The sequence below is a fragment of the Conexibacter arvalis genome, assembly GCF_014199525.1.
Classification (GTDB): Bacteria; Actinomycetota; Thermoleophilia; order Solirubrobacterales; family Solirubrobacteraceae; genus Conexibacter; species Conexibacter arvalis.
The window spans coordinates 1-24,496 of record NZ_JACHNU010000015.1; the positions used below are offsets into that span (position 1 = coordinate 1).

Sequence of the window (24,496 nt, forward strand, 5' to 3'; positions counted from 1 at the left end):
CTTGTCCTGGCCCGCTGGCCCCGCCGCCGACCACGAGAACCTCACAAATAGAAAGCCCCGCCCGAGGCCGCCGCGCACTTTGCGCGACAGCCTCAAGTGCGGGGCTTTCGTCGTTCTGAGGCGGCGTCGGCGACGCGGCCGCGGCTCGCTCGCCCTGGCGCGCTCCCGACGGTTTCGGCGTGGGAAGCGGGCACCCGGGTAGCTGGCGGGCGACCGAGCGACCGGACAAGGAGGAGTCAGATGAGCACCGGAGCGATCATCGCGATCGTCGCCGTCGTCGTCATCGTGCTGGCGCTGCTGCTGATCGCGCTGCCGCGGATGCGCGCGCAGCGGGCCCGACGGCAGCTGGAGGCGCGTCGCCACGAGGCCGCCGACGCGCACCGCAGCGAGGCCGAGCGGCGTGCCGCGCGGGCCGAGATGGCCGAGCGGCAGGCGCGGCGGGAGCGTGCCGAGGCCGAGGTCCACGAGGCGCAGGCGCAGCTGCACGAGGAGGGGATGGCCGACGACGAGCTGCGGCACGGCAGCGGCGACGGCGCGCCGCCGGTCGGCGAACGCGGCGACGGCCGAACCGTCCGCGACGAGGACGACGTCCGCGACGCGCGCCGCTCCCCGACGACATCGACGCATCGGCGCGTCTGAGCGCGCCGACAGGCGCGCCCTTGGGCCCGAACTGTCGCGAACACGACACAGCGAGCGTCACGAGCTGCGCAGAAGCGCCGCCGCGGCTCGAAGAACATGACGATCACCAGCGGAGACCAAGGCGGTCACCGCGCACTCCCCTCAGGAGGACGTCATGTTCAAGTCCATCGCTTCTCGTCGCCCCTCGGCCGGTCTCGTCGTCGGTCTGATCGCGCTGTTCGTCGCGCTCGGCGGAACCAGCTACGCGGCGATCAACCTGCCGAAGGCCAGCGTCGGCACCGCGCAGCTGAAGAACGGCGCCGTCTCGGCGCAGAAGGTGAAGGCGAACGCGATCGGCTCCGGCAAGATCAAGGACGGGTCGCTGCTCGCGAAGGACTTCAAGGCCGGCCAGCTGCCTGCCGGTCCGCAGGGCGCGCCCGGGGCGCAGGGGCCACAGGGCGAGAAGGGCCAGCAGGGGGAGAAGGGGCCGCAGGGCATCGCCGGTCCGCAGGGCCCGGTCGGCATCTCCGGGTACGAGCTGGTCACCGGCCCCGAGATCACGATCGCCAACGGCGTCTCGGCTCAGCAGACGATCAGATGCCCCGTCGGCAAGCGGGTCCTCGGCGGCGGCTACGACGCCGGCAGCTCGACCAACCTGACGCTCAACCGCAGCGGGGTCTCGAACGCCGAGGCGAACTCCTGGTTCATCCGCGTCACCAACAACAGCGGCGCCGACCGGAGAATCCAGGGGCAGGCGATCTGCGTCCACGTCGCCTCCTGACGCACCCCACCGTCCCCGCAGCGCCAGCGGCCGCCGCGCTCCAGCGGCGGCCGCTTCGCGTTCAGGTCCGCCGGTTCAGCGAGTGCGCGAAGACGAACAGCGTGCCCGAGGAGGCGACGATCACGCCGCCGATCAGGGCGACGACCGGCTCGCCGATCGCGAAGCCGGCGATCAGCAGGATCAGGCCGAGCGCGATCTCGGCGATGCCGATGCGCCGGAGCAGCCGGACGCCCGGCGCCGGCGGCGGCTTGGGCAGCTCGTTTCCGAACGGGTCGCGCGCCATCGTCCGCCATTGTGCCGCATGACGACCGCGCGCCCGCACGAAGGCGGGCGCGCGGCCGGGGTCGGCTCAGACCTCCGCCAGCTCGCGCTCGCCGTCGCGCGCGGCGGCCGGATCGCCCGCGGCGCCCGCGTCCGCGCCGACAGCCTCGACCGACGGCTCGTGCGTGACATGCGGCAGCCAGTCGAGCCAGCGCGGCAGGTACCAGTTCCACTCGTCGAGCAGCTTCATCGTCGCGGGCAGCAGCACCGCGCGGACGATCGTCGCGTCGATGAAGATCGCCGCCGCCAGGCCGACGCCGAGCTGCTTGAACTCGATCGCCGAGAGCGTCGCGAAGATCGCGAAGACCGCGACCATGATGAACGCCGCGCTGGTGACGGTCGACGCCGTCGACTTGATCCCGTGCGCGACCGCCCGCTCGGTGCTCATCCCGCGGTCGTACGCCTCGCGCACCCGGCTGAGGATGAAGACGTGGTAGTCCATCGACAGCCCGAACAGGACGACGAACAGGAACAGCGGCAGCCATGAGGTGATCGCGCCGGTCGAGTCGAAGTCGAGCAGCCCCTCCGCCCACGTGTGCTGGAAGACCAGCACCAGCAGGCCGTACGACGCCCCGACCGAGAGCAGGTTCAGCGCGATCGCCTTCGCCGCGATCACGACCGAGCGGAAGGTCACGAGCAGCAGCAGGAAGGCGAGCGACAGCACGAACGCGAACACCCAGCCGATCTTCGCGCTCATCAGATCGTTGAAGTCCTGCGTGCCGGCGGTCGTGCCCGTCACCGGCGTGTCGGCGCCCTTGGGCAGGCTCGCCCGCAGCGCGGGAGCGAGCTCGCCGCGCAGCACGTCGAGCGATCTGTGGGAGGCGTCGTCGGAGCCGTCGCCGTCGATCGGCAGGCCGATCCGCGCCACCGTCCCGTCGCTCGACAGCTCGACCGAGATCGGCTCGTGGATCACGCCGCTGGCCAGCGCCGCTCTGCGGAATCTCGCGATCGCCGCTCTCGCCTGCTCGTTCTCCAGCGAGCCGGCCCCGGCGATCGCCAGCTGCGCCTCGATCTGCTGGCCGGGGAAGGCGGCCTGGATGCGGTCGTAGGTCTGCATCACCGGCAGCGAGCGCGGCAGCGTCTCGATCCCCGGCTCCGCGGTCTTCATCCCGAGCACCGGGAGGCAGAGCGCGAGCAGCAGCCCGCCGGCGAGCAGCACCGAGATCAGCGGCCGCTTCAGCACGGCGTCGATCACCGCCGACCAGACGCGCGGCGCCTTCGTCACGTCGCGCTTGCGCATCAGGAACGGGATGCGGCCGCGGTCTACCTTGTCGCCGAACTTCGACAGCAGGGCGGGGAGGACCGTCAGCGACGCGACCAGCGAGACGCCGACGACCATCATCGCGCCCATCCCGATCCCGATGAAGGTGTCCTCGCCGGTGATGAACATCCCGGCCATCGCGATCATCACCGTCAGGCCGGAGATCAGCACGGCGCGGCCGGAGGTCGCCGCGGCGGCCTCGAGCGCGGCGCGCTCGCTGCGGCCGGCGGCCCGCTCCTCGCGCTCGCGGCGCAGGTAGAAGAGCGAGTAGTCGACGCCGACGGCGAGGCCGATCAGCAGCACGACCGAGGCGACGGCGTCGTCGACCGGGATCGCGTGGGAGGCGATCGCGACCAGTCCGAGCGTCGCCATCACGCTGGAGAGCGCGAGCAGCAGCGGGATCCCGGCCGCGACGAGGGCGCCGAAGGCGATCACGAGGATCAGCAGCGTGACCGGGATCGACAGCAGCTCGGCCTTCTTGAAGTCGTCGGCGAACATCTTGCCGAGCGCCTTGCCGGCGCTCGCGTCGCCGAACTGCTCGATCCGCAGGTCGGGATGGGCGGCCTGCGCCGCTCTGGTCGCCGCGAGCAGCGCCGGCACGTCCTCCTCGGCCTCCTCCTCGCTGCGTCTCATCTCGATCTGGACGATCGCCGCGTGGCCGCCGGGCGCGATCTGCCCGGCGTTCTCGGGCGTCAGCGGAGATCTGACGTTCGCGACCTCCGGCAGCCGCTCCATCCGTCTGACGACCTCCTCGATCCCGCTGCGGAAGGCGGGATCTCTCGCCGTCAGCCGTGGCGACTGCACGAGCACGGTCTCGCCCGAGCGCTGCGGGAAGGCGTCGTAGAAGATCCGCTCGGCGCGGCCGGACTCGCCTATGCCGCCGTCGCGGTCGCTCGGACCCTGCGTGCCGGCCATGCTGCCGGCGAGGAAGGCGACGATCACGAAGGCGATCCAGCCGAAGACGGCTTTCTTGCGGTGCTTGGCGCTCCACCGTCCGGCGCGCGCCGCGAAGTTCTCTCTCTGCATTGCTCGCAACCCCTTGCGTCCCATGACTCCTGTGCGATCAGCAGCGTCCCAACGCGGCTCGCCCGCGCCCATGAGGGGGTCCCGCGAGCGCCGGTGAGGTCAGGCCCCGAGCGGGGGTGGGGGCAGCCCCCGGCGGCGGGGGCGGGCCTCCCGGCCGGGGGCGGCGAAGCGGGCTCCGGTTCGGCGGCGGCGGCGTGCCCGCTTCGCGTACCATGGCGGACCGATGAAGGCCCTCCTGCCAGACGGAACCGAGCTCCAACTCGAAGACGGCGCCACCGGCGCCGACGCCGCCGCCGCGATCGGCGCCGGCCTCGCGCGCGCCGCGCTCGCGGTCAAGGTCGACGGCCAGCTGCGCGACCTCACGGCGCCGCTCCACGACGGCGCGAGGCTGGAGATCGTCACGCCCTCCAGCGACGACGCGCTCGACCTGCTGCGCCACGACGCGGCGCACGTGCTCGCCGCCGCCGTGATGGAGCTCTACCCGGGGGTCAAGATCTCGATCGGCCCGCCGATCCAGGACGGCTTCTACTACGACTTCGAGTTCCCAGACGGCGTCACCGTCTCCGACGCCGACTTCGAGCGCATCGAGCAGAAGATGCGCGAGCACATCAAGGCCGACGAGCGGTTCGCCCGCGAGGACGTCGCGGTCGGCGAGGCGCTCGAGCGGTTCGTGCGCGACGACCAGCCGTACAAGGTCGAGCTGATCGAGGACCTCGTCAGAAACGCGTCGGCCGACGATCCGGTCGAGACCGTCTCGCTCTACACCAACGGCCCCTTCACCGACCTCTGCCGCGGGCCGCACGGCCCGGGCACCAAGCGGATCAAGGCCTTCAAGCTGCAGTCGGTCGCGGGCGCCTACTGGCGCGGCGACGCGAGACGGACGATGCTGACCCGCATCTACGGGACGGCGTTCTTCTCCAAGGACGACCTCGCCGCCCACCTGGAGCGGCTGGAGGAGGCGAAGGCGCGCGACCACCGCAAGCTCGGCAGAGAGCTGAAGCTGTTCCAGTTCTCGGCCGTGTCGCCCGGCTCGGCCTTCTGGCTCCCGCGCGGCGCGAAGCTGTGGAACTCGCTGGTCGCCTTCACGCGCGAGATGAACGAGCCGCGCGGCTACGACGAGGTCAAGACGCCGCAGATCTACGACTCGGAGCTGTGGAAGACCTCCGGCCACTGGGGCAAGTACAAGGAGAACATGTTCCTGACGGCCGCCGAGGAGCGCGACATGGCCGTCAAGCCGATGAACTGCCCCGGCCACTGCCAGCTGTTCGGGATGCAGCGCCACTCCTACAGAGAGCTGCCGATCCGCTACTCCGAGCCGGGGCTGCTCCACCGCTACGAACCGTCCGGCACGCTCCACGGCCTGCTGCGCGTGCGCCACTTCGCGCAGGACGACGCCCACATCTTCTGCACCGAGGAGCAGGTCCAGGACGAGGTGATCGGCTGCCTCGACCTGATCTTCGAGACGCTCGGCCGCTTCGAGTTCGACATCGACATCGAGCTGTCGACCCGTCCCGAGAACCGCATCGGCAGCGACGAGATGTGGGACCGCGCCGAGGGCAAGCTGATCGAGGCGCTCAGACACCAGGGCCTCGACTACCGCGTCAACGAGGGCGACGGCGCCTTCTACGGGCCGAAGATCGACTTCCACGTGACCGACTCGCTCGGCCGCTCGTGGCAGCTCGGCACCGTCCAGCTCGACTACTCGATGCCGGCCCGCTTCGGGCTGACCTACGTCGGCGCCGACGACAGAGAGCACACGCCGGTGATGATCCACCGCGCCGCGATGGGCTCCTACGAGCGCTTCATCGGCATGCTGATCGAGCACTACGCCGGCGAGTTCCCGGTCTGGCTGGCGCCGGTCCAGGTGGCGGTGCTGCCGATCGCCGACCGGCACGCCGACTACGCGAGCGAGGTCGTCGCCCAGCTGCGCGCCGCGCGGGTCCGCGTCGAGCTCGACGAGCGGACCGAGTCGGTCGGCCGCAAGATCCGCGACGCGGAGCTGCAGAAGATCCCGTACATGCTGGTGCTCGGCGACAGAGAGCAGGAGGCCGGCCAGGTCGCGGTGCGCCGCCACAGGGAGGGCGACGAGGGCAGCGTCGCGCTCGCCGATTTCGTCGCGCGGGTCGTGCGGGAGACGCGGGAGCGGTCCGCGTAGCGCATGGTTGCCAGAAAACCTTCAACCCGCGTCGTGGACGCCGCTATACTGCGGCCCCTTGATGCTCATGACCAACACGTCGCGCAACTCTTGACGCGACAGAACGACGCCTCGTAATGCCGGTCCCTCGACGGTTCGACCGGCGCCCGCCTGAGCGGGACAACACGCGCATCAACGAGCGCATTCGCGTTCCAGAGGTGCGCCTGATCGGCGAAGACGGCCAGCAGATCGGCATCCTCAAGACGCCCGACGCGCTCCGTTACGCCCAGGAACGCGACCTCGACCTGGTCGAGGTCGCCGCGGACGCGCGCCCGCCCGTCTGCCGCGTGCTCGACTACTCGAAGTACAGATACGAGCAGGCGCAGAAGCAGAAGGCGGCGCGCAAGCACCAGCAGCAGATCACGATCCGCGAGATCAAGTTCCGCCCGAAGATCGCGCAGAACGACTACGACACGAAGAAGGGTCACGTCACCCGCTTCCTCAAGCACAAGGACAAGGTCAAGATCACGATCATGTTCCGCGGGCGCGAGGTGACCCACCCGGAGCGTGGTCAGGCCCTGCTCGAGAGACTCGCGGAGGAGCTGGCCGATCTGGCCGTCGTCGAGCAGCGTCCGATCCAGGACGGCCGCAACATGACGATGATGCTCGGCCCGTCGAAGGCCGTGCTCGCGGAGACCTCGGACGCGAAGAAGCCCGAGAAGTCCGACAAGGCCGAGAAGGGCGGCAAGAAGGACGCCGCCGCCTCCAACGGCACGACGGACCAGGCCGCCGCGAAGCCCGCCAAGGCCGCGGAGGTCGAGGACGCTCCGGCCGAGCAGGCCGCGAGAGGCGACGCCGCCCCGGCGGGCGACTCCGCCCCTGCGGGCGACTCCGCCCCTGCGGCCGACGCCGCGCCGGCCGCGGAGCCCGCGCCGAGAAGAGCGGCCGCCAGAGCCGCTCCGAGAAGAGCCGCCGCGAGAGCGGCGAGAAGAGCCGCTCCGAGAAGAGCGGCCGCAACCGCCAGAAGCTGACGGCAGCCGGTCGCCGGGGACGCCCCGGCGACCGCCGCCGATCCGACCGATGCTCGCTTCGTTTGCCGCCGTCCTCACCGCAGCCGTCGCAGCGACCGGCGGGCAGGCCGCCGGTCCCGCGGCGGGCCTGGCCGTCGAGCAGGCGGTCGGCCAGCGGATCGTCGGCTCGCTCCCGGGGACGACCGTCCCCGGCGCGCTCGCGCAGCGCATCCGCCGCGGTGAGCTCGGCGGCGTGATCCTCTTCTCGCGCAACTTCTCCTCGCGCGCGCAGCTGCAGCGGCTGACCGCCCGCCTCCAGGCCGAGCGCAGACGCGCCCCGCGCCCGCTGCGGAGCACGCCGCTGCTGATCATGATCGACCAGGAGGGCGGGCTCGTGAAGCGCCTGCCGGGCGCGCCGAACGTGTCGCCGGTCGAGGTCGGCGAGCGCGGGAGCGCCGCCTTCGCCCGCCGCACCGGCGTCGCGACGGCGAACAATCTCCGCGGCGTCGGCGTCAACGTCAACCTCGCGCCGGTGCTCGACATCGGCTTCGCCGGCTCCAGCGTCCGCGAGCTGCGGCGCACCTACGGCGCGACGGCTGCCTCCGTCTCGCGGCTCGGCGGCGCCTTCGCCGACGGCCTGAGAGCCGGCGGCGTGCTGGCGACCGCCAAGCACTTCCCCGGCCTCGGCCGCGGTCCGGCCAACGAGGACGAGCGGCTCAACCGGATAGACGTGCCGCTCGAGACGCTGCGCCGGACCGACGAGGCGCCGTTCCGCGACGCCGCGCGGCGGGGCGTTCCGCTGGTGATGGTCTCGACCGGCATCTACCCGGCGCTCGACGACCGCCCGGCGATGTTCTCGCGCCGCGTCACGACCGGCGAGCTGCGGCGCGAGATCGGCTTCAGAGGGGTGATCGTGACCGACGACCTGGAGGTGCCGGCGGTCGACCACCTGTCGCCCGAGCGCAAGGCGCTCGCCGCCGTGCGCGCCGGCAACGACCTGCTGCTGTTCTGCCAGACCGACGCGGCCGCTCGACGCGGCGCCGCCGCGCTCGTGAAGGCCGTGCGGGCGGGCTCGCTGCCGCGCGCGACCGTCGACGCGGGCGCCGATCGCGTGCTCGCGCTCGCGAGACGGCTGCGCTAGCGTCCCTTCGCGGCGCGCGCACGCGCGGGCGCCTCCTCCTGCACGGTCGCGTGCACGCAGGACCTCGCCGACTCTGCTTTACTTCTCCGTCCCAATGCCCAAGATGAAGACTCATTCCGGCGCCAAGAAGCGCTTCAAGGTGACCGCCAAGGGCAAGGTCCGTGGTCGTCACGCCTTCTCCAGCCACATCCTGGAGAAGAAGTCGCCGAAGCGTAAGCGCCGCCTCGGCAACCCGGCGATCCTGTCGGACCACGACGCTCCGCGCGTCAAGAAGCTGCTCGGGGTGGGCAAGTGACCCGCGTCAAGCGCTCCGTTCACGCGCGCAAGAAGCGCCGTGAAGTCCTGGAGATGACGAGAGGCTTCCGCGGTGAGGCCAACTCGAACTACAAGCGCGCGAAGGAAGCCCTCCTCAAGGCTGACCAGTACCGCTACCGCGATCGCCGCAACCGCAAGCGCGACTTCCGCCGCCTGTGGATCACGCGCATCAACGCGGCCGCGCGCATGAACGACCTCTCGTACTCGCAGTTCATGCACGGCCTCGCGCTGGCCGGCGTCGAGGTCGACCGCAAGATCCTCGCGGACATCGCCGTGCGCGACGCCGAGGCGTTCCGACGTTTTGCCGACAAGGCCCGTGAGGCGTTGGCGGCCGCTGCCTGAGCACAGAGCACCGCCAGCATCACCCGAACGGGCGCCGACTCCTTCCAGGACGGCGCCCTTTCTCGTTTAACGACCCGACCAGACCCGACCCAGCGACCACCGACCCGATGCCACCGATCTCCTCGCCCCACAACGAGCGCCTGAAGGAGCTGCGCCGGCTCGCGCGCAAGCGCGGCCGCGACGAGACGCGCCGCTTCGTCGCCGAGGGCGAGGACCTGCTCGCCGCCGCCGACGCCGCCGGCTGGCGGGCCGTCGAGCGGTTCGCCGTCGCCGGCAGCGGCCTGCGCGGCACCGAGGTCGAGGCCGACGTGCTCGCCCACGTCTCGCAGCTCGGCTCGGGCACGCGGACGCTCGCGATCTACGAGCAGCGCTGGGCGGAGGCGCCGCTCGGGCCGCTGTGCGTCTACCTGCACGGGATCGCCGACCCCGGCAACGTCGGCACCGTGCTGCGCTCGGCGCGCGCCTTCGGCGCCGCGTCGGTCGCGCTCGGCCCCGGCTGCGCCGACCCGTACGGGCCCAAGGCGGTGCGGGCGAGCATGGGCGCCGTCTTCCAGGTCCCGCTCGCGCGGGTGCCCGACGGCGACCCGGCGGCCCTGCCGGGGAGGACCGTCGCGCTCGACGCGCACGGGACCGCCGGCGAGCTGCAGGGGCCGCTGCCCGACGCGGCGACGTTGCTCGTCGGCGCCGAGCGGGCAGGGCTGCCGCCGGAGCTGCTCGCCCGCTGCGACCGGACGGTGCGGATCCCGATCCTGTCCGAGTCGCTCAACGCCGCAATGGCCGCGACCGTGGCGCTGTACGAGGCGACGCGCGGCGAGATCGCCACTGACCATAGGATTGACGCCGCATGATCGAGCGCATCGAGGAGCTGAAGAGCGCGGGGGAGGCCGACGTCGCCGCCGCCGACACGACGGACGCGCTGGAGCAGGCGCGCGTCAGATGGCTCGGCCGCAGAGCCGAGCTGCCGAACCTGCTGCGCGGCGTCGCGCAGCTTCCGCCTGAGCAGCGCGGTCCCGTCGGGCGCGCGGCCAACGAGGCGCGCAAGGCGCTGGAGGCGCTGATCGACGCCCGCAACGCCGAGCTGGCCGCCGCCGAGCTCGACGCGCAGCTGGTCGCCGACCGCGTCGACGTGACGCTGCCCGGCGCGCCGCTGCCGCCGGCCGGCGGGCTGCATCTGCTGACGCAGACGCGCCGCGAGATCGAGGACGTCTTCGTCGGGATGGGCTTCACCGTCGCCGAAGGCCCCGAGGTCGAGCGGGTCTACTACAACTTCGACGCGCTCAACCACGACGCCGCCCACCCGGCGCGGCTGAAGAGCGACACCTTCTACGTCGCCGACGACGTCGTCCTGCGCACGCACACCTCGCCGATGCAGGTGCGCGCGATGGAGCAGCAGCCGCCGCCGATCTTCCTGATCGTCCCCGGCCGCGTCTACCGCCGCGACAGCGACGCGACGCACACGCCCCAGTTCCACCAGATCGAGGGCCTCGCGGTCGACGAGGACATCACCCTCGCCGACCTCAAGGGGACGCTGCTCCAGTTCGCGCAGGCGATCTTCGGCGACGAGCGCCAGGTCCGCCTGCGGCCCCACTTCTTCCCGTTCACCGAGCCGAGCGTCGAGGTCGACGTCTCCTGCTTCAAGTGCGACGGGACCGGCCACCTGCGCGACGGCTCGCGCTGCGGGCTGTGCAAGGGCACCGGTTGGATCGAGATCCTTGGCGCCGGCATGGTCGACCCGAACGTCTTCTCCCACGTGAGAGAGCACGGCTACGACCCGGAGAAGATCCAGGGCTTCGCATTCGGCATGGGCGTGGAGCGGATCGCCTTCCTCAAGCACGGCGTCTCCGACCTGCGCCTCTTCTACGACAACGACCTCCGCTTCCTGCGGCAGTTCTGACGGGGAGGACACCGCATGAAGGTCCCGCTTTCCTGGCTCCACGAGCACTGCCATCCCGACCTGAGCGCCCCTGAGCTGGCGCGGCGGCTGGCGCTGACCGGCACCGAGGTCGAGCGCATCGCCCACCACGGCGTGCCGTCGCCCGACAACTTCGTCGTCGCGAAGGTGCTCGCGGCCGAGCAGCACCCCGACGCCGACCGCCTGCGCGTGACGCAGCTCGACGTCGGCGAGGACGAGCCGCTGCAGGTCGTCTGCGGCGCGCCGAACGCGCGCGCCGGCATCACCGTCGCGCTGGCGCGGCCGGGCGCCCGCCTCCCGGACGGCACGAAGCTGAAGAAGGCGAAGCTGCGCGGCGTCGTCTCCAACGGCATGATCCTCGGCGAGTCGGAGATCGACCTCGGCGTCGACCACAGCGGGATCATGGAGCTCGACGGCGACCTCATCGCCGGCACGCCGCTGGCGAACGTCCTGCCGCTCGAGACCGACGTGCTCGAGCTGGAGATCACGCCCAACCGCCCCGACTGCCTCGGCGTCTACGGCGTCGCGCGCGAGGTCCACGCCGCGACCGGCGCGCCGCTCGGCCCGGCGCCGTGGGAGCAGGACCCGGGCACCGCCGGCCCGCTGGACGGGATCTCGGTGACGGTCGAGACCGACCGCTGCCCGCGCTTCACCGCCCGCATCTTCGAGGACGTGAGAATCGGGCCCTCGCCCGAGTGGCTGAAGGCGCGCCTGATGGCCGCCGGCCAGCGGCCGATCTCCAACGTCGTCGACATCACCAACTACGTGATGCTGCTGTGCGGCCAGCCGCTGCACGCCTTCGACCTCGACCGCGTCGCCGGCGGCGCGCTGACCGTCCGCGACGGGCGCGACGGCGACGTGCTGGAGACGCTCGACGGCGAGACGCGCAGGCTCGACCCCGACATGGTCGTGATCTGCGACGCCGACGGGCCGACCTCGCTTGCCGGCGTGATGGGCGGCGCCCGCTCGGAGGTCCACGACGGCACCACCCGCGTGCTGCTGGAGTCGGCGACCTGGGACGGCCCCAACATCCAGCGCACCTCGACGCGGCTCGGCCTCCGCAGCGAGGCGTCGGGCCGCTTCGAGAAGGGGCTCGCGCCCGAGCAGACGGTCGAGGCGCTGGCGGTCGCGACGCGGCTGCTCGTCGAGCTCTGCGGCGCGACGGTGCGCGAGGGGACGCTCGACGTCGCCGGCCCGTCCGGCTGGGACGCGACCCACCAGACGATCCGGCTGCGCGACGCGCGTGTGCCGGCGCTGCTCGGCGCCGAGATCCCCCGCGCGCGCAGCGCGGAGATCCTGACCGCGCTCGGCTTCGGCGTCGCCGACGCCGCCGACGGGCTCGACGTGACCGTGCCGCACTTCCGTCGCAACGACGTCACGCGCGAGGCCGACCTGATCGAGGAGGTCGCGCGGATCGACGGCGTCGACAAGCTGCCGGCGACGCTGCCGCTGCGGCGCGGCGCCGCCGGCCGGCTGACCCCGTCGCAGCTGCTGCGGCGGACCGCCGCCGACACGCTCGCCGGCGCCGGCCTGCACGAGGTGATCGGCTGGAGCTGGAGCGCGCCCGACCTCGCCGACAGGCTGCGGCTGCCCGCCAACGACCCGCTGCGCGGCGCGATCGCGGTCGACAATCCGATGTCGGCCGAGCACGGGCTGCTGCGCACGACGCTGCTCGGCGGCCTGCTCGACGTCGCCCGCCGCAACGTCACGCACGGCGTCGCCGACGTCGCGATCTTCGAGTCGGGCGCCGTCTTCCTGCCCTCGGACGACGAGCTCCCGCGCGAGCCGCACATGCTCGGCGCGCTGCTGACCGGCGCCGTGCGGCGGCCGACGTGGACCGAGAGCCAGCCGCCGCAGGCCGACTTCTTCGCCGCCAAGGGCGTGCTCGCCCACCTGCTCGACACGCTGCGCGTGACGTGGCGGGTCGAGCCGGGCGCCGAGCCGTTCCTGCATCCGGGCCGCAGCGCGCAGGTGCTCGTCTCGCCCGCGGGCGGCGGCGACGAGGTCGTCGTCGGCTGGCTCGGCGAGCTGCACCCGTCGGTCGCGGCCGACTGGGACCTCGAGCGGACGGCCCTCTTCATGCTCGACCTCGACGTCGTGATCGCCGCCGTCCCCGGCCCGGCCGTCTACGCCGACTACACGAGCTTCCCGGAGGTGCGCCAGGACCTCGCCGTCGTGCTCGACGACACCGTCCCGGCGGCCGAGGTCGTCCGCGTCGTGCGCGACGCCGGCGGCCCGCTGCTCGCCGACGTCGAGGTCTTCGACGTCTACCGCGGCGCGCAGGTCGGCGACGGCAAGGTCTCGCTGGCGCTGAGGCTGGCCTTCCGCTCGCCCGAGCGGACGCTGACCGACGAGGAGGTCGCGCAGCGGCGCGGCGCGATCGAGGAGGCCCTCTCCGGACTGGGGGGCAGCCTCCGTGCCTGACAGCCCGAAGGTCTCGGTCTTCGGCGCCTCCGGCTACGCCGGGGCGCTCGCCGCGGCGCTGCTGCACCGCCACCCGCGCTTCGAGCTGAGCGCGATCACGTCCCGCTCGGACGTCGGGCGCCGGCTCGACGAGCTGTACCCGCGCCACCGCGTCCCGCTCGTGATGGAGGAGCTCGACCTCGACCGCCACGGCGACGCCGACGCGGCGATCGTCGCCTACCCGCACCATGCCGCCGCGCCGGTCGTGAAGGGCCTGCGCGACCGCGGCGTGCGCGTGATCGACCTGTCGGCCGACTTCCGCCTGACCGACCTGACGACCTACGAGCAGTACTACGGCCCGCACGGCGCGCCGGAGCTGTTCGGCGGCGGCGTCTACGGGCTGGCGGAGCTCGGCTACCGCGAGCGGATCAGGGAGGCGGCGATCGTCGCCAATCCCGGCTGCTTCCCGACCGCGGCACTGATCGGCCTCGCGCCGCTGGCGCGCGCCGGGCTGGTCGGCGACGTCGTGATCGACGCGAAGACCGGCGTCTCGGGCGCCGGCCGCGCGGCGACCGAGAAGACCCACTTCGTCTCCGTCGACGAGAACGTCAGCGCCTACGGGATCGCCGGCCACCGCCACGCGCCCGAGATCGACCAGGAGCTGGCGGCGCTCGGCGCGCAGGTGACCGTCACCTTCATCCCGCACCTGCTGCCGCTCGACCAGGGCGAGCTGATCTCCGCCTACGTGCGGCCGACGCGCGCGGTCAGCGACGAGGAGGTCCGCGACCTCTACCGCGACGCCTACGAGGGCGAGCGGTTCGTCGAGCTGACGAGCGCCTCGCCCGGCGTGCGTGACGTGCGCGAGACGAACATCGCGCGGATCGCGACCCACGTCGAGGCGCGCACCGGCCGCGTGCTCGTCTTCGCCGCGATCGACAACCTCTGGAAGGGGACCTCGTCGCAGGCCGTCCAGAACCTCAACCTGATGTTCGGCTACGACGAGGGGACGGGCATCGCATGACGTCGTTCTTCAGATCCCGCTGGGTGCCCAAGCCCGACCACGTCGAGGAGCTGCCCGGCGGGCTGCCGAGGGGCTTCCGCGCCGCCGGGATCGCCGCCGGCGTGAAGGCCGACGGCGCGAAGGACCTCGGCATCGTCGTCAGCGACGCGCCCGAGACCGTCAGCGCCGCCCGCTTCACCCGCTCCGGCGTGCTCGCCGCTCCGGTGATCGTCAGCCGCGACCGCTCCGAGGTCGGCGGCCTGCGGGCGGTGATCGCCAACTCCGGCAACGCCAACGCCGCGACGGGCGCGCAGGGCGTCGACGACGCGGTCGCGATGCAGGCCGGCGCCGCCGCCGCGCTCGAGCTCGACCCGATGCGGGTCGCCGTCGGCTCGACCGGCGTGATCGGCGTGCCGCTGCCGCTCGACCGGATCCTTGGCGGGGTCGAGGTGCTGCGCGGCGAGCTGCGCGCCGACGGCGACGGCGACTTCGCCGACGCGATCCGCACGACCGACAAGCACGCCAAGCGCGCCTCGCTGCTGGTGAGGCTGCCCTCCGGCGAGGTCCGCCTCAGCGCCCAGTGCAAGGGCGCCGGGATGATCCAGCCGAACTTCGCGACGATGCTCTGCTTCGTGCAGACCGACGCGCAGCTGGAGGGCGAGACCGCCGACCTGCTGCTCGGCGTCACCGTCAAGCGCTCCTTCGACCGCATCTCGGTCGACGGGCAGCTGTCGACCAACGACACCGTCGTGCTGATGGCCAACGGCGCCAGCGGCGTCAAGGTCGAGCCGATGAGCGAGGACGAGCTGCGGCTCGGCGAGGCGCTCGACGCGCTCCTGCGCCAGCTGGCGCTGCTGATCGCCGCCGACGGCGAGGGCGCCAAGCGAATCGGCCGCGTCGTCGTCACCGGCGGCGACCAGGGCGAGGTCGAGGCCGTCGCCCGCTCGGTCGCCAACTCGCCGCTGGTGAAGTCGGCGCTGCACGGCGGCGACCCCAACTGGGGCCGGATCGCGCAGGCGGTCGGCGGCGCGCTGCTCGACGCCGCGCCGCTGCCGTTCGACATCGCGATCGAGGGCGTCCAGGTGCTGTCGGCGGGGGAGGGGCTGCGCTTCGACCAGCGCGCGCTCGACGCGGCCGTCCAGGGCGACGAGGTCGAGTACGTCGTCGTGCTGCCGGGCGACGGCGCCGAGACCGAGGTCTTCTTCTCCGACCTCTCGCACGAGTACGTGACGATCAACGCCGAGTACACGACATGACCCCACCCGCATCCACCCGCGACGTCGGCACGCTGCTCGAGGCGCTGCCGTACATCCGCGAGTTCCACGGCAAGACCGTCGTCATCAAGTACGGCGGCGCGGCGATGACCGACCCGGCGCTGCGCGAGGAGTTCGCGCGCGACGTCGTGCTGATGAAGTACGTCGGCATCAACCCGATCGTCGTCCACGGCGGCGGTCCCGACATCACCGCCTACATGGAGCGGCTCGACCTGCCGGTCGAGTTCGTCGCCGGGCTGCGGGTCTCCGACAGAGACACCGTCGAGATCGCGAAGATGGTGCTCGTCGGCAAGGTCAACAAGGACATCGTCCTGCGCATCAATCGCCACGGCCAGCCGGCGGTCGGCCTCTGCGGCGACGACGGCCTGCTGTTCCGCGCCGCCCGCAAGTCCGCTCCCGGCGGCGAGGACATCGGCTACGTCGGCCAGATCGAGCGGGTCGACACCGACGTGCTGACCCACGTCGCGCAGGACTACATCCCCGTCGTCGCCTCCGTCGGCGCCGACCGCGACGGCAACTCGTACAACATCAACGCCGACGAGGCCGCCGGCGCCGTCGCCCGCGCGCTCGGCGCCTACAAGGTGATGTTCCTGACCGACGTGCGCGGCTGGCTGCGCGACCCCTCCGACCCCGAGAGCGTCATCACCGAGGTGACCGCCGACGAGGTCGAGGCCGCGCTGCCGACGATCGCCGGCGGGATGCGGCCGAAGCTGTCGGCCTGCATCGACGCGATCCACGGCGGCGTCAGCTCGGCCGTGATCGTCGACGGCCGCGTGCCGCACTCGCTGCTGCTGGAGCTGTTCACCGACGCCGGCATCGGCACGATGGTCAAGCCGGCGCCCTGACCCTGTAACCCGAACGCACTGACCGAGGAAGCCCATGTCCCTCACCGCCCTGCAGGCGATCGAGTCCGACCACCTGATCCCGAACTACGCCCGCCAGCCGGTCGAGTTCGTGCGCGGTGAGGGGGCTCGCCTGTGGGACGCCGAGGGGACCGAGTACCTCGACTTCCTCGCCGGCATCTCGGTCCTCAACGTCGGACACTGCCACCCGGCGGTCGTCGGCGCCGTGCGCGAGCAGGTCGGCCGCCTGACGCACGTGAGCAACCTCTTCTACTCCGAGCCGGCGATGGGGCTGGCGCGGCGGTTGGCGGAGCGCTCGCTCGGCGGCAAGGTGCTGTTCGTCAACTCCGGCACGGAGGCCAACGAGGCGGCGCTCAAGCTCGCGCGCAAGGCGAAGCCGCGGGGCGAGATCGTCAGCGTCCACGGCGGCTTCCACGGCCGCACCTACGGCTCGCTCAGCGCGACGCCGCAGGAGTCCAAGCAGGCGCCGTTCGCGCCGCTGGTGCCGGGCTTCGTCGCGATCGAGCCGACCGTCGCGGCGCTCGAGGCGGCCGTCGGCGAGGGCACGGCGGCGGTGATCCTGGAGCCGATCCAGGGCGAGTCGGGCGTCCACCCGCTGCCCGACGAGCTGCTGCTGGCGGCGCGGGCCGCCTGCGATCGCGTCGGCGCCGCGCTCGTCTTCGACGAGATCCAGACGGGGATGGGGCGGACCGGCACCCTGTGGGCGTACGAGCAGACGCCGGTCGTCCCCGACGCGCTGACCTCCGCGAAGGGGCTCGGCGGCGGGCTGCCGATCGGCGCGCTGGTGACCGGCCCGCGCCTCGCCGACGTCTTCGCGCCCGGCGACCACGGCTCGACCTTCGCGGGCGGCCCGCTGATCGCCGCGGCCGCCAACGCCGCCTTCGACGTGCTCTCCGACCAGGCGCTGCTGGCGCGCGTGCGCGAGCTCGGCGAGCGGCTGCGGGCGGCGCTGGAGGACCTTGGGCTCGCGAACGTGCGCGGCCGCGGGCTGATGGTCGGCTTCGACGTCGCCGACGCGCCCGTCGTGGCGAGACGGCTGCTGTTCGAGCAGCGGCTGATCGTCAACGCCACCGGCCCGACCGAGCTGCGGCTGCTGCCGCCGCTGATCGTCGGGGAGGCCGAGATCGACGACGCCGTCCGGCGCCTCGCCGCGGTGCTCTGAGCAGGCCGGCCGAGCGGCGGCGCGCCGCGCTCGTGCGCTGACGCGGGCGCGGGGGCGGCGGGTCGTCGCGCGCCGGGCACGGGTATGGTTGCCGTGAAGCCGTGATTCGCATCCTGATCGTCGACGACCACCCCGCCGTTCGTGCCGGGCTGGTGGCCGTGCTGCGGAGCGAGCCGGGCCTCGTCCCCGTCGGCGCCGCCGCCGACGAGCAGGAGGGCTGGCGGCTCGTGCAGCGCGCGCGCCCGGACCTCGTGCTGCTCGACCTGCACCTGCCGGGCGGCAACAGCCTCGCGCTCTGCCGTCGCATCAAGGCCCACGATCCGCGCGCGAAGGTGCTGATCTACTCGGCCTTCGCCCACGACGAGCTGGCGATCGCCGCGACGCTCGCCGGCGCCGACGGGATGCTCGACAAGACCGCGCCGATGCTGGAGCTGTTCGACGGCATCCGCCGCGTCCACAGAGGCGAGCACATGCTCGCGCCGATCACGCCGGAGCGGCTCCAGGACGCCCGCTCGCAGATCCCGACGCCCGACTGGCCGATCGTCGCGATGCTGCTCGACGGCACCCCCGACGGCGACATCGCCGCGACGCTCGGCGTGCGCGAGGAGGAGCTGGAGGGGCGCGTCGAGCGGCTGCTGGCGCGCCTGGCGCCGACCGCGGCGCGGTCGAGGGCGTAGACGGGCGGGCCCGCGCGCCGGCGGCGCGTCCCCGCGGCGCTGGGTCCCCTGACGGCGCGCTCCCGCGGCGCTGGGCCTCCTGGCGGCGCGTTCCCGCTCGCGGCCGCTCCCTCGACGGCGAAGCGGTCCTCGCGATGCTGCTTCGCGTAGAGTGACGGCCGCCATGAGCGAGCCCACCCAGACCGAAGTCCACCGCATCGCCGCCGCGCCGGCGCGCACCGCCAGCTACGAGGCCGACCCCGCCGAGGTCAGACGGGTCCTGCTGCTCTACTCGGGCGGGCTCGACACGAGCGTGATGCTCAAGTGGATCCAGGACGAGTACAGAGCCGAGGTCGTCTGCCTGACCGTCAACCTCGGCCAGCCTGGCGAGGACTACGACGTCATCAAGGACAAGGCGCTCAGAATCGGCGCGATCGACACCCACGTCGTCGACGCGCGCGAGGAGTTCGCGCGCGACTACATCGCCCCGGCGATCAAGGCCAACGCCCTCTACGGCGGCGGCTACCCGCTCTTCACCGCGCTCGGCCGCCCGCTGATCGCGAAGCTCGCCGTCGAGTACGCGCGCAGAACCGGCTGCGACACGATCGCGCACGGCTGCACCGGCAAGGGCAACGACCAGGTCCGGATCGAGGCGACGGTCGCGACGCTCGGCCCCGAGCTGAAGGTGATCGCGCCGGTCCGCTCGTGGCAGATGGGCCGCGAGGAGGAGATCGCCTACGCGCGCGCCAACGGCATCTTCGTCAAGGGCGGCGCCGAGGTGACGCCGTACTCGATCGACGACAACCTCTGGGGCCGCTCGTCGGAGGGCCGCTGGATCGAGGACCTCACGCACGCGCCCGAGGACGACGTCTTCCAGCTCGTCACGCGCCCCGAGGAGGCGCCCGACGAGGCCGAGATCGTCGAGCTCGAGTTCGAGCGCGGCATCCCGGTCGCCCTCAACGGCGAGCGGATGGGCCTGGTCGAGCTGCTGGAGCAGGTCGCCGCGATCGGCTGCAAGCACGGCGTCGGCATCGTCGACCACATCGAGGACCGGATCGTCGGCCTCAAGGTCCGCGACATCTACGAGGTCCCGGCCGCGGCGATCATCCTGCCGGCCCACCAGGAGCTGGAGCACCTCGTCGGCACGATCCACCAGAACCAGTTCAAGACGAGCCTCGACCAGAAGTGGGGCTACCTCGTCTACGCCGGCCTCTGGTGGGAGCCGCTGCGCACCGACATCGACGCGTACCAGAACGCCGTCAACGAGCACGTGACCGGCAAGGTCGGCGTCAAGCTCTACAAGGGCTCGGCGCGGGTCGTCACGCGCGAGTCGCCCAACGCCGTCTACGACGCGTCGCTCGCCTCGTTCGCCGAGTCCGGCGGCCTCTTCTCGCAGACCGCCTCGCCGGGCTTCATCGAGCTGTGGTCGCTGCAGTCGCGGATGGCCCATCAGCTGCGCCAGCGCAGATCCTGACGCGCGGGCGGCGCTTGCCGGCACCGAGCCGCGGGTAAGCCCTCCGACCATGTACTACAAGGCACTCGGCTGGATCGTCTGGAAGGGCGGGACGTGGTACCTCCGGCGCCGGTACGGGACGGCGCCGAAGAAGATCGGGGGCGGCGCGATCGCCGCCGCCGCGATCGCGGGCGCGATCGTCGTCGCGCAGAAGCGCCTCGGCCGCTCCGACGACTGAGCGGCCGCTCCCGCACGTCGGCGAAGGGGGCGGTGCAGGAGTTCCTGCACCGCCCCCGACGTCGCCGCAGGCGTCCGTGGCGAGGGGTAGCCTGAGCCCTCCCCGCACGCCGATGTCGATGTCTCCCGATCCCTTCCCGCCTGACGATCCGTCGCGCTCGCCCGCCGAGCGGAACGTCGTCGATCCCGTGGTGCTCGCCGAGCGCCGCGCGCAGCGGGCCGAGCTGGCCGAGCAGGTCGCCGCTCGCCGCGCCGCCGACGCGCAGGCGCTCGCCGCCGAGCTGTCGGGCGAACGGGCGCGGCTGGAGGCCGAGCTGGAGGAGGCGCGGCGCGAGCCGGAGCGGCTCAGCCGGCTCGTCGCCGAGCGCGAGCGGGCGCTGAGAGCGGCCGAGCAGCGCGCCCACGCCGAGGAGGCGCAGCGGATCGAGACCGCCGAGGAGCTGGCGGCGCGGGTGCGCCGGCATGAGGCGGAGCTGGCGGAGCTGAGGGCGCGGGCCGAGCGCGCTGAGGCGCTGGCCGCCGAGCGCGAGTCCGAGCTGGAGGCGCGCGGGGAGCGTGCGGAGGCCCTGGCCGCGCAGCGCGAGAGCGAGCTGAGAGCGTTGCGGGTCCGTCTGACGGAGGCGGAGCAGATCGCCGCGCAGGCCGAGTCGGCGCGCCGCAGAGCCGAGCTCAAGCGCCAGTCGGCCCGCGACAAGCGCCGCCGTGCGGTCGAGGCGCGCGAGCAGGTCGAGGCCGAGCTGGAGAAGCTGCAGGCCGAGGCACAGGCCGCGCGCGAAGGCGCCGACGCCGTGATCGCCCAGGCCGCTCACGAGCAGCGGGAGCGCGACCGGCTGCGAGCCGAGGTCGAGCAGATCGGCGCCGAGCGGGCTGCGCTGAGAGCCGAGCTGGAGCGCGTGCGCGCCGAGCGCACCGCCGAGCGCGAGCAGGCGCAGGCCGCGCTGGCGGAAGCGCGCGCGGAGGCCGAGGCGGCGCGGGGCGAGGCCGAGGCGGCGCGGGCGGAGGTCGAGGCGGCACGGGCGGAGCGGGAGCGGGTCGCCGAGCAGGAGCGTGTGGATGCCGAGGCGGCGCGGGCGGAGCGGGAGCGGCTTGTGGAACCGCCTGCCGCCCACGGCGCGTGGGTCGAGCGGCTGCGGGCCGAGCTGGAAGGGGCGCGGACGATGCGGCCGGCGCCCGCCGTCCGGCATGCCGTGCCGTGGCCGCTCGCCGCGGAGGGGAAGACGAGCGCCGATTCGCTGGCCGGCGCGCTCGCGCTCGAGCGGCGGCTGCTGGCCGCGCGCGGCAGCGGGCTGCCGGGCGTGACCGCGGCGCGGACGCCGACCGGCGCGCGCGCGATCGAGCCGCTGCGCGTGTCGGCCGAGGACGGCAGGGTGCTCGCGCCCGCGACGCCGACGAGGGCGATGCCGGTGACGGCGCTCGCGCTGGAGCGCGAGCGCTCGACGCGGCTGCAGGCGAAGCTGGAGGCGCAGGCCGAGACCGAACGGGAGCTGCGCGAGCAGATCGCCGAGCTCGAGCGGGCGGTCGCCTCGCGGATGGACGCCGAGCAGCGCATCGAGCGCGCGCTGCGGCGCGTGCGGGGCGAGCTGGAGGCCGCCAATGCGCTGCGGATGCTGACCGAGCGCGGCTCCTCGACGCGGCCGCTGAGCGGCGGCGAGGCGAGCGCCGCGGACGCCGCATCCGGCGGGCCCGCCGCACCGCCGGGGTCCGGGCTGGGCGCGGCCGGGAGCGATGCCGCCGCGTCAGTTGCGGGCGCGGCCGGCAGCGATGCGGCTGCGTCAGATTCGGGCGCGGCCGCGAGCGAGAGATCCGATTCCGGCGACGGCCCTGCGGCGATGCGCGACACACCCGCGCACGGTGGCCCGTTCGCGGCGCCCGGTCCCGGCCGCGGCCCCACGGCGACGCCCGACACGCCCGCGCACGGTGGCGCGTTCGCGGCGCCTGCGACCGGCGACGCGGCGGGCCGTGCGCCCGAGTCCGACGACGCCGGCGAGCCCGCGCTCGCCGGCTTCGACGCCGACCGCCTGAACGCCGCCCGCGCCCGCCTGCGCGCCGCCGCGCCGCCGGAGGGAGCCGAGGTCGCGCGCCGCGGCGCGTCCGACCCCGACGAGACCTCCGCGGCCGCCCCGCTCGACGTCGTCCGCGCGGACGACGCCGGCGCGACTCCGTCGGTCGGCGAGGCTGTCGCCGACCGGGCGCCGAGGGGCGAGGCCGGCGCACATTCGCCGGGCACCCCGCTCGACGCCGTCCGCGCGGAGGACGCCGGCGCGACTCCGTCGGTCGACGAGGCTGTCGCCGAGCCGGCGCCGAGGGGCGACGGCGACGCGCAGGCGGCGGGACAGGCGACGCGTCCCTCTCCGGGGAAGGCGCTCGTGCTCGGCCGCGCGGCGCTGCCGCAGGTCGGGGCCGATCCGACCGGGCCGCCGGCGGCGTGGCTTCCGGCGGCGCTGCGGCGGCTGCTCCAGAGCGACCCCGAGACGGCCGGCAGGATCGTCGTCGGGATGCTCCCCGCGCACGGGCTCGTCACGCTGCGCGACCTCGGCTACGACCTCGTGATCGCCGACCGCGGCACCGTCGCCGTCGACGTCCGCGACGGCCGCGCGAGCGTCCGCGCGCTCGACGGCCCGCGCATCGGCGAGCGGCTCGACTTCCGCGTGACGGCGACGCACGCCGGGCTCGCGCGGCTGCTGCTCGGTCGCCGCGGCCTGCGGCGCCGGGCGCGCGTGCGCGGCTCGCGCCGGAGGCTCAAGGAGCTGCGCCGGCTCGTGCAGGAGCCGCTGACGCTGCGCGACCTCGCCGCGAGCGGCGCGACGCTGGAGCCGGCGCTGGCGCTGTGGCTCGCTGCGCTCGCGATCGATCCCGCCGACACCTTCGGCCACCGCTTCACGATCGCCCACGCGCCGCTTCCCGGTGGCCCGGCCGACGCCTGGCTGCGGATCCAGCAGGGGACGGCGCCGAGCGTCGTGCGGACCCGCCCCGGCGAGGAACCGCTCGTGACGCTCCGCTGCACCCGCGGGGCGCTGCTGGCGCTGCTCGCCGGCGTCGCCCCGCCGCCCGGCGAGGGCGCTGCGATCGACGGCGACCCCGCCGCGCTCGAGCTGGTGCGCGGCTGGATCGCCGCGACCGAATTCCCGGCCACGCGCGCCAGCCGCCGCCACGCGCGCAGCTGAGCCGCGCCGCGCCGCTCTTCCGCGCCGTCCCGCGTCCTGTCGGTCGTTTCGCGCGGCCGTGTCGCAGGCCGCTCCCGCCGCGGGGCCGGCACCCCTCCTCCAAGCGCCGCGCCGCCGGTCGCGGCGCGGCTAGGGTGGAGCGGTGACCGACGCGAGCGCGCCCGCCGACCAGAGGCTGCTGATCGAGCTGTGGCACGGCCCGGCCAGCGCGCAGACGCGCACGCTGGAGCGGACGCTGCGTCGGACCTGGCTGCCGGTCGCCCGCGGGTGGCGGATGACGCCCCGCGGCATCCGCATGCTGCAGCGGATCACCGACCCGACCGGCCGCGTGCCGGTCCTGCGCGGCACGCGCGTCGAGCCGACCCGCCTCGCCGGCGTGCCCGGCGAGTGGGTCCGCGCGCCGCGCGCGACCGAGCAGACGCCGGCCGGCGTCGTCGCGGCCGGGAGCCCCGCTCCCGCGCAGCCGCTGCTCGTCTACCTCCACGGCGGCGGCTACGTCTTCGGCTCGCCGCGCACCCACCGCAACCTCGTCTCGCGGATCTCGCACGTCACCGGGCTCGCCGCGCTGTCGGTCGACTACCGGCTGCCGCCGGAGGCGACGCTTCCGGCGCCGGTCGACGACGCGCTCGCCGTCTACCGCCATCTGCTCGACGCCGGCCACGCGCCCGAGCGAATCGTCGTCGCCGGCGACTCGGCCGGCGGCAACCTCGCGCTCGCGCTGGCGCTCCACGCGGCCGAGGCGCGGCTTCCGGTTCCGGCCGCGCTCATGCTGCTGTCGCCGTGGGCCGACCTCACGATGAGCCTGCCCTCGCACGTCCGCAACGCCGGCCTGGACCCGTTCATCCCCGAGACCGCGCTGCGCCGCTGCGCCCGCGTCGCCGCCGGCGGCGTCGACCCGGCGAACTGGCGCGTCTCGCCGCTGCTGGCGCCGGACGAGCTGTGGCGGTCGCTGCCGCCGACGCTCGTGCAGGCCGGCTCGACCGAGGTGCTGCTCGACGACGGCGTGCGGATCGCGCGCCGCGTCGCGGCCGCCGGAACGCGCGCGGAGCTGCACGTCTTCGACCGCCAGCCGCACGTCGCGCCGCTGTGGGCGGGAACGCCCGAGGCGCGCGTCGCGCTGCGCGCGATCGGCCGCTTCGCGACCGCGGCGCTGGCGCCCGAGAGCGCCCCGCCGGCGCCGTCGGGGGCCGACGCGCACGAGGCCGCGACCGGCCCCGCGGCGACCGATCCGGCCTGATCGCCCGCCCCGCCGGGGAACTCGTCAGGCGTCCGCGGCGCCGCCTATTCTCCGTTGCCGGATGTCTTCCTCCTCAGCTCAGTCCTGCGCCCATCTGCACGTCCATTCCGAGTACTCGCTGCTGGATGGCGCGTGCAAGATCGACGCGCTTGCCGCTCGTGCCGCGGCCTTCGACCAGCCGGCTCT

22 protein-coding genes are annotated in these 24,496 nt (G+C 73.8%); 20 read left to right on the top strand and 2 right to left on the bottom strand.

The genetic code is table 11. The features are described from left to right. Window positions 1-240 precede the first annotated feature (240 nt). Both BDZ31_RS24260 and BDZ31_RS25690 read left to right on the top strand, forming a co-directional pair. Entirely contained in the window at window positions 241-639 is a 399-nt protein-coding gene (locus tag BDZ31_RS24260) for a hypothetical protein (RefSeq protein ID WP_183346039.1), read from the top strand. A gap of 154 nt (window positions 640-793) precedes the next feature. Continuing rightward, window positions 794-1,399 (top strand): collagen-like protein, encoded by a 606-nt coding sequence (locus BDZ31_RS25690; protein WP_221243317.1) that lies wholly within the window; start codon window positions 794-796, stop codon window positions 1,397-1,399. A 61-nt stretch (window positions 1,400-1,460) separates the two neighbouring features. Here BDZ31_RS25690 and BDZ31_RS24270 read toward each other — a convergent pair whose 3' ends face one another. Together BDZ31_RS24270 and BDZ31_RS24275 are read right to left on the bottom strand one after the other, a co-directional pair. After that, window positions 1,461-1,682 carry a hypothetical protein gene (locus BDZ31_RS24270; RefSeq protein ID WP_183346041.1) on the bottom strand — a complete coding sequence of 74 codons (222 nt, stop codon included), beginning with the start codon at window positions 1,680-1,682 and terminating at the stop codon, window positions 1,461-1,463. Between the two features lie 66 nt (window positions 1,683-1,748). Next, window positions 1,749-4,007: an MMPL family transporter gene (locus BDZ31_RS24275; protein WP_183346043.1), complete on the bottom strand. Its 2,259-nt coding sequence runs from the start codon at window positions 4,005-4,007 to the stop codon at window positions 1,749-1,751. 223 nt (window positions 4,008-4,230) lie between these two features. On the opposite strand from BDZ31_RS24275, the gene thrS reads away from it, so the two are divergent. The 18 genes from thrS to BDZ31_RS26290 form a co-directional block, all read left to right on the top strand. Further along, a complete protein-coding gene (gene thrS, locus BDZ31_RS24280; protein WP_183346045.1) occupies window positions 4,231-6,162 on the top strand; it encodes a threonine--tRNA ligase in 1,932 nt (643 codons plus the stop codon). A gap of 116 nt (window positions 6,163-6,278) precedes the next feature. Next, entirely contained in the window at window positions 6,279-7,172 is an 894-nt protein-coding gene (gene infC / locus BDZ31_RS24285; protein ID WP_183346046.1) for a translation initiation factor IF-3, read from the top strand. Between the two features lie 49 nt (window positions 7,173-7,221). Then, entirely contained in the window at window positions 7,222-8,292 is a 1,071-nt protein-coding gene (locus tag BDZ31_RS24290) for a glycoside hydrolase family 3 N-terminal domain-containing protein (RefSeq protein ID WP_183346048.1), read from the top strand. Window positions 8,293-8,386: 94 nt separating this feature from the next. Further along, complete coding sequence (rpmI, locus tag BDZ31_RS24295; RefSeq protein ID WP_183346049.1) at window positions 8,387-8,587, top strand: 50S ribosomal protein L35; 201 nt, start codon at window positions 8,387-8,389, stop codon at window positions 8,585-8,587. After that, window positions 8,584-8,949, top strand: coding sequence for a 50S ribosomal protein L20 (gene rplT, locus BDZ31_RS24300; RefSeq protein WP_183346050.1), 366 nt, complete (start codon window positions 8,584-8,586; stop codon window positions 8,947-8,949). Before rpmI ends, rplT begins: the two co-directional genes overlap by 4 nt. A gap of 107 nt (window positions 8,950-9,056) precedes the next feature. After that, window positions 9,057-9,797 carry a TrmH family RNA methyltransferase gene (locus tag BDZ31_RS24305; protein WP_183346051.1) on the top strand — a complete coding sequence of 247 codons (741 nt, stop codon included), beginning with the start codon at window positions 9,057-9,059 and terminating at the stop codon, window positions 9,795-9,797. Next, window positions 9,794-10,843 carry a phenylalanine--tRNA ligase subunit alpha gene (pheS, locus tag BDZ31_RS24310; RefSeq protein ID WP_183346052.1) on the top strand — a complete coding sequence of 350 codons (1,050 nt, stop codon included), beginning with the start codon at window positions 9,794-9,796 and terminating at the stop codon, window positions 10,841-10,843. The genes BDZ31_RS24305 and pheS overlap by 4 nt, the downstream gene beginning before the upstream one ends. A gap of 15 nt (window positions 10,844-10,858) precedes the next feature. Beyond that, window positions 10,859-13,285 carry a phenylalanine--tRNA ligase subunit beta gene (gene pheT, locus BDZ31_RS24315; protein ID WP_183346053.1) on the top strand — a complete coding sequence of 809 codons (2,427 nt, stop codon included), beginning with the start codon at window positions 10,859-10,861 and terminating at the stop codon, window positions 13,283-13,285. Further along, window positions 13,278-14,285 carry an N-acetyl-gamma-glutamyl-phosphate reductase gene (gene argC, locus BDZ31_RS24320; protein ID WP_183346054.1) on the top strand — a complete coding sequence of 336 codons (1,008 nt, stop codon included), beginning with the start codon at window positions 13,278-13,280 and terminating at the stop codon, window positions 14,283-14,285. The genes pheT and argC overlap by 8 nt, the downstream gene beginning before the upstream one ends. After that, the gene (gene argJ, locus BDZ31_RS24325; RefSeq protein ID WP_183346056.1) at window positions 14,282-15,520 is read left to right on the top strand and encodes a bifunctional glutamate N-acetyltransferase/amino-acid acetyltransferase ArgJ; all 1,239 of its coding nucleotides are present in this window, start codon (window positions 14,282-14,284) and stop codon (window positions 15,518-15,520) included. Before argC ends, argJ begins: the two co-directional genes overlap by 4 nt. After that, window positions 15,517-16,383: an acetylglutamate kinase gene (argB, locus tag BDZ31_RS24330; protein WP_183346058.1), complete on the top strand. Its 867-nt coding sequence runs from the start codon at window positions 15,517-15,519 to the stop codon at window positions 16,381-16,383. The genes argJ and argB overlap by 4 nt, the downstream gene beginning before the upstream one ends. A 34-nt stretch (window positions 16,384-16,417) precedes the next feature. After that, a complete protein-coding gene (locus BDZ31_RS24335) occupies window positions 16,418-17,563 on the top strand; it encodes an aspartate aminotransferase family protein (RefSeq protein ID WP_183346060.1) in 1,146 nt (381 codons plus the stop codon). Between the two features lie 101 nt (window positions 17,564-17,664). Next, complete coding sequence (locus BDZ31_RS24340; RefSeq protein WP_183346062.1) at window positions 17,665-18,240, top strand: response regulator; 576 nt, start codon at window positions 17,665-17,667, stop codon at window positions 18,238-18,240. A gap of 163 nt (window positions 18,241-18,403) precedes the next feature. Beyond that, window positions 18,404-19,693 (top strand): argininosuccinate synthase, encoded by a 1,290-nt coding sequence (locus BDZ31_RS24345; RefSeq protein WP_183346065.1) that lies wholly within the window; start codon window positions 18,404-18,406, stop codon window positions 19,691-19,693. Window positions 19,694-19,742: 49 nt separating this feature from the next. Next, entirely contained in the window at window positions 19,743-19,910 is a 168-nt protein-coding gene (locus tag BDZ31_RS24350; RefSeq protein WP_183346067.1) for a hypothetical protein, read from the top strand. A 118-nt stretch (window positions 19,911-20,028) separates the two neighbouring features. Next, window positions 20,029-23,073: a hypothetical protein gene (locus tag BDZ31_RS24355; protein ID WP_183346069.1), complete on the top strand. Its 3,045-nt coding sequence runs from the start codon at window positions 20,029-20,031 to the stop codon at window positions 23,071-23,073. A gap of 142 nt (window positions 23,074-23,215) precedes the next feature. Next, window positions 23,216-24,310 carry an alpha/beta hydrolase fold domain-containing protein gene (locus BDZ31_RS24360; protein WP_183346071.1) on the top strand — a complete coding sequence of 365 codons (1,095 nt, stop codon included), beginning with the start codon at window positions 23,216-23,218 and terminating at the stop codon, window positions 24,308-24,310. 61 nt (window positions 24,311-24,371) lie between these two features. After that, window positions 24,372-24,496, top strand: a 125-nt coding sequence (locus tag BDZ31_RS26290) for a PHP domain-containing protein (RefSeq protein ID WP_425492753.1), incomplete at its 3' end; no start/stop codon positions are given.

Bases quoted from the DNA above. Each gene is read 5' to 3' on its own strand.
- BDZ31_RS24260 (WP_183346039.1), top strand. From the start codon at position 241: ATGAGCACCGGAGCGATCATCGCGATCGTCGCCGTCGTCGTCATCGTG.
- BDZ31_RS25690 (WP_221243317.1), top strand. From the start codon at position 794: ATGTTCAAGTCCATCGCTTCTCGTCGCCCCTCGGCCGGTCTCGTCGTC.
- BDZ31_RS24270 (WP_183346041.1), bottom strand. From the start codon at position 1,682: ATGGCGCGCGACCCGTTCGGAAACGAGCTGCCCAAGCCGCCGCCGGCG.
- BDZ31_RS24275 (WP_183346043.1), bottom strand. From the start codon at position 4,007: ATGCAGAGAGAGAACTTCGCGGCGCGCGCCGGACGGTGGAGCGCCAAG.
- thrS (WP_183346045.1), top strand. From the start codon at position 4,231: ATGAAGGCCCTCCTGCCAGACGGAACCGAGCTCCAACTCGAAGACGGC.
- infC (WP_183346046.1), top strand. From the start codon at position 6,279: ATGCCGGTCCCTCGACGGTTCGACCGGCGCCCGCCTGAGCGGGACAAC.
- BDZ31_RS24290 (WP_183346048.1), top strand. From the start codon at position 7,222: ATGCTCGCTTCGTTTGCCGCCGTCCTCACCGCAGCCGTCGCAGCGACC.
- rpmI (WP_183346049.1), top strand. From the start codon at position 8,387: ATGCCCAAGATGAAGACTCATTCCGGCGCCAAGAAGCGCTTCAAGGTG.
- BDZ31_RS24305 (WP_183346051.1), top strand. From the start codon at position 9,057: ATGCCACCGATCTCCTCGCCCCACAACGAGCGCCTGAAGGAGCTGCGC.
- pheS (WP_183346052.1), top strand. From the start codon at position 9,794: ATGATCGAGCGCATCGAGGAGCTGAAGAGCGCGGGGGAGGCCGACGTC.
- pheT (WP_183346053.1), top strand. From the start codon at position 10,859: ATGAAGGTCCCGCTTTCCTGGCTCCACGAGCACTGCCATCCCGACCTG.
- argJ (WP_183346056.1), top strand. From the start codon at position 14,282: ATGACGTCGTTCTTCAGATCCCGCTGGGTGCCCAAGCCCGACCACGTC.
- argB (WP_183346058.1), top strand. From the start codon at position 15,517: ATGACCCCACCCGCATCCACCCGCGACGTCGGCACGCTGCTCGAGGCG.
- BDZ31_RS24335 (WP_183346060.1), top strand. From the start codon at position 16,418: ATGTCCCTCACCGCCCTGCAGGCGATCGAGTCCGACCACCTGATCCCG.
- BDZ31_RS24345 (WP_183346065.1), top strand. From the start codon at position 18,404: ATGAGCGAGCCCACCCAGACCGAAGTCCACCGCATCGCCGCCGCGCCG.
- BDZ31_RS24350 (WP_183346067.1), top strand. From the start codon at position 19,743: ATGTACTACAAGGCACTCGGCTGGATCGTCTGGAAGGGCGGGACGTGG.
- BDZ31_RS24355 (WP_183346069.1), top strand. From the start codon at position 20,029: ATGTCTCCCGATCCCTTCCCGCCTGACGATCCGTCGCGCTCGCCCGCC.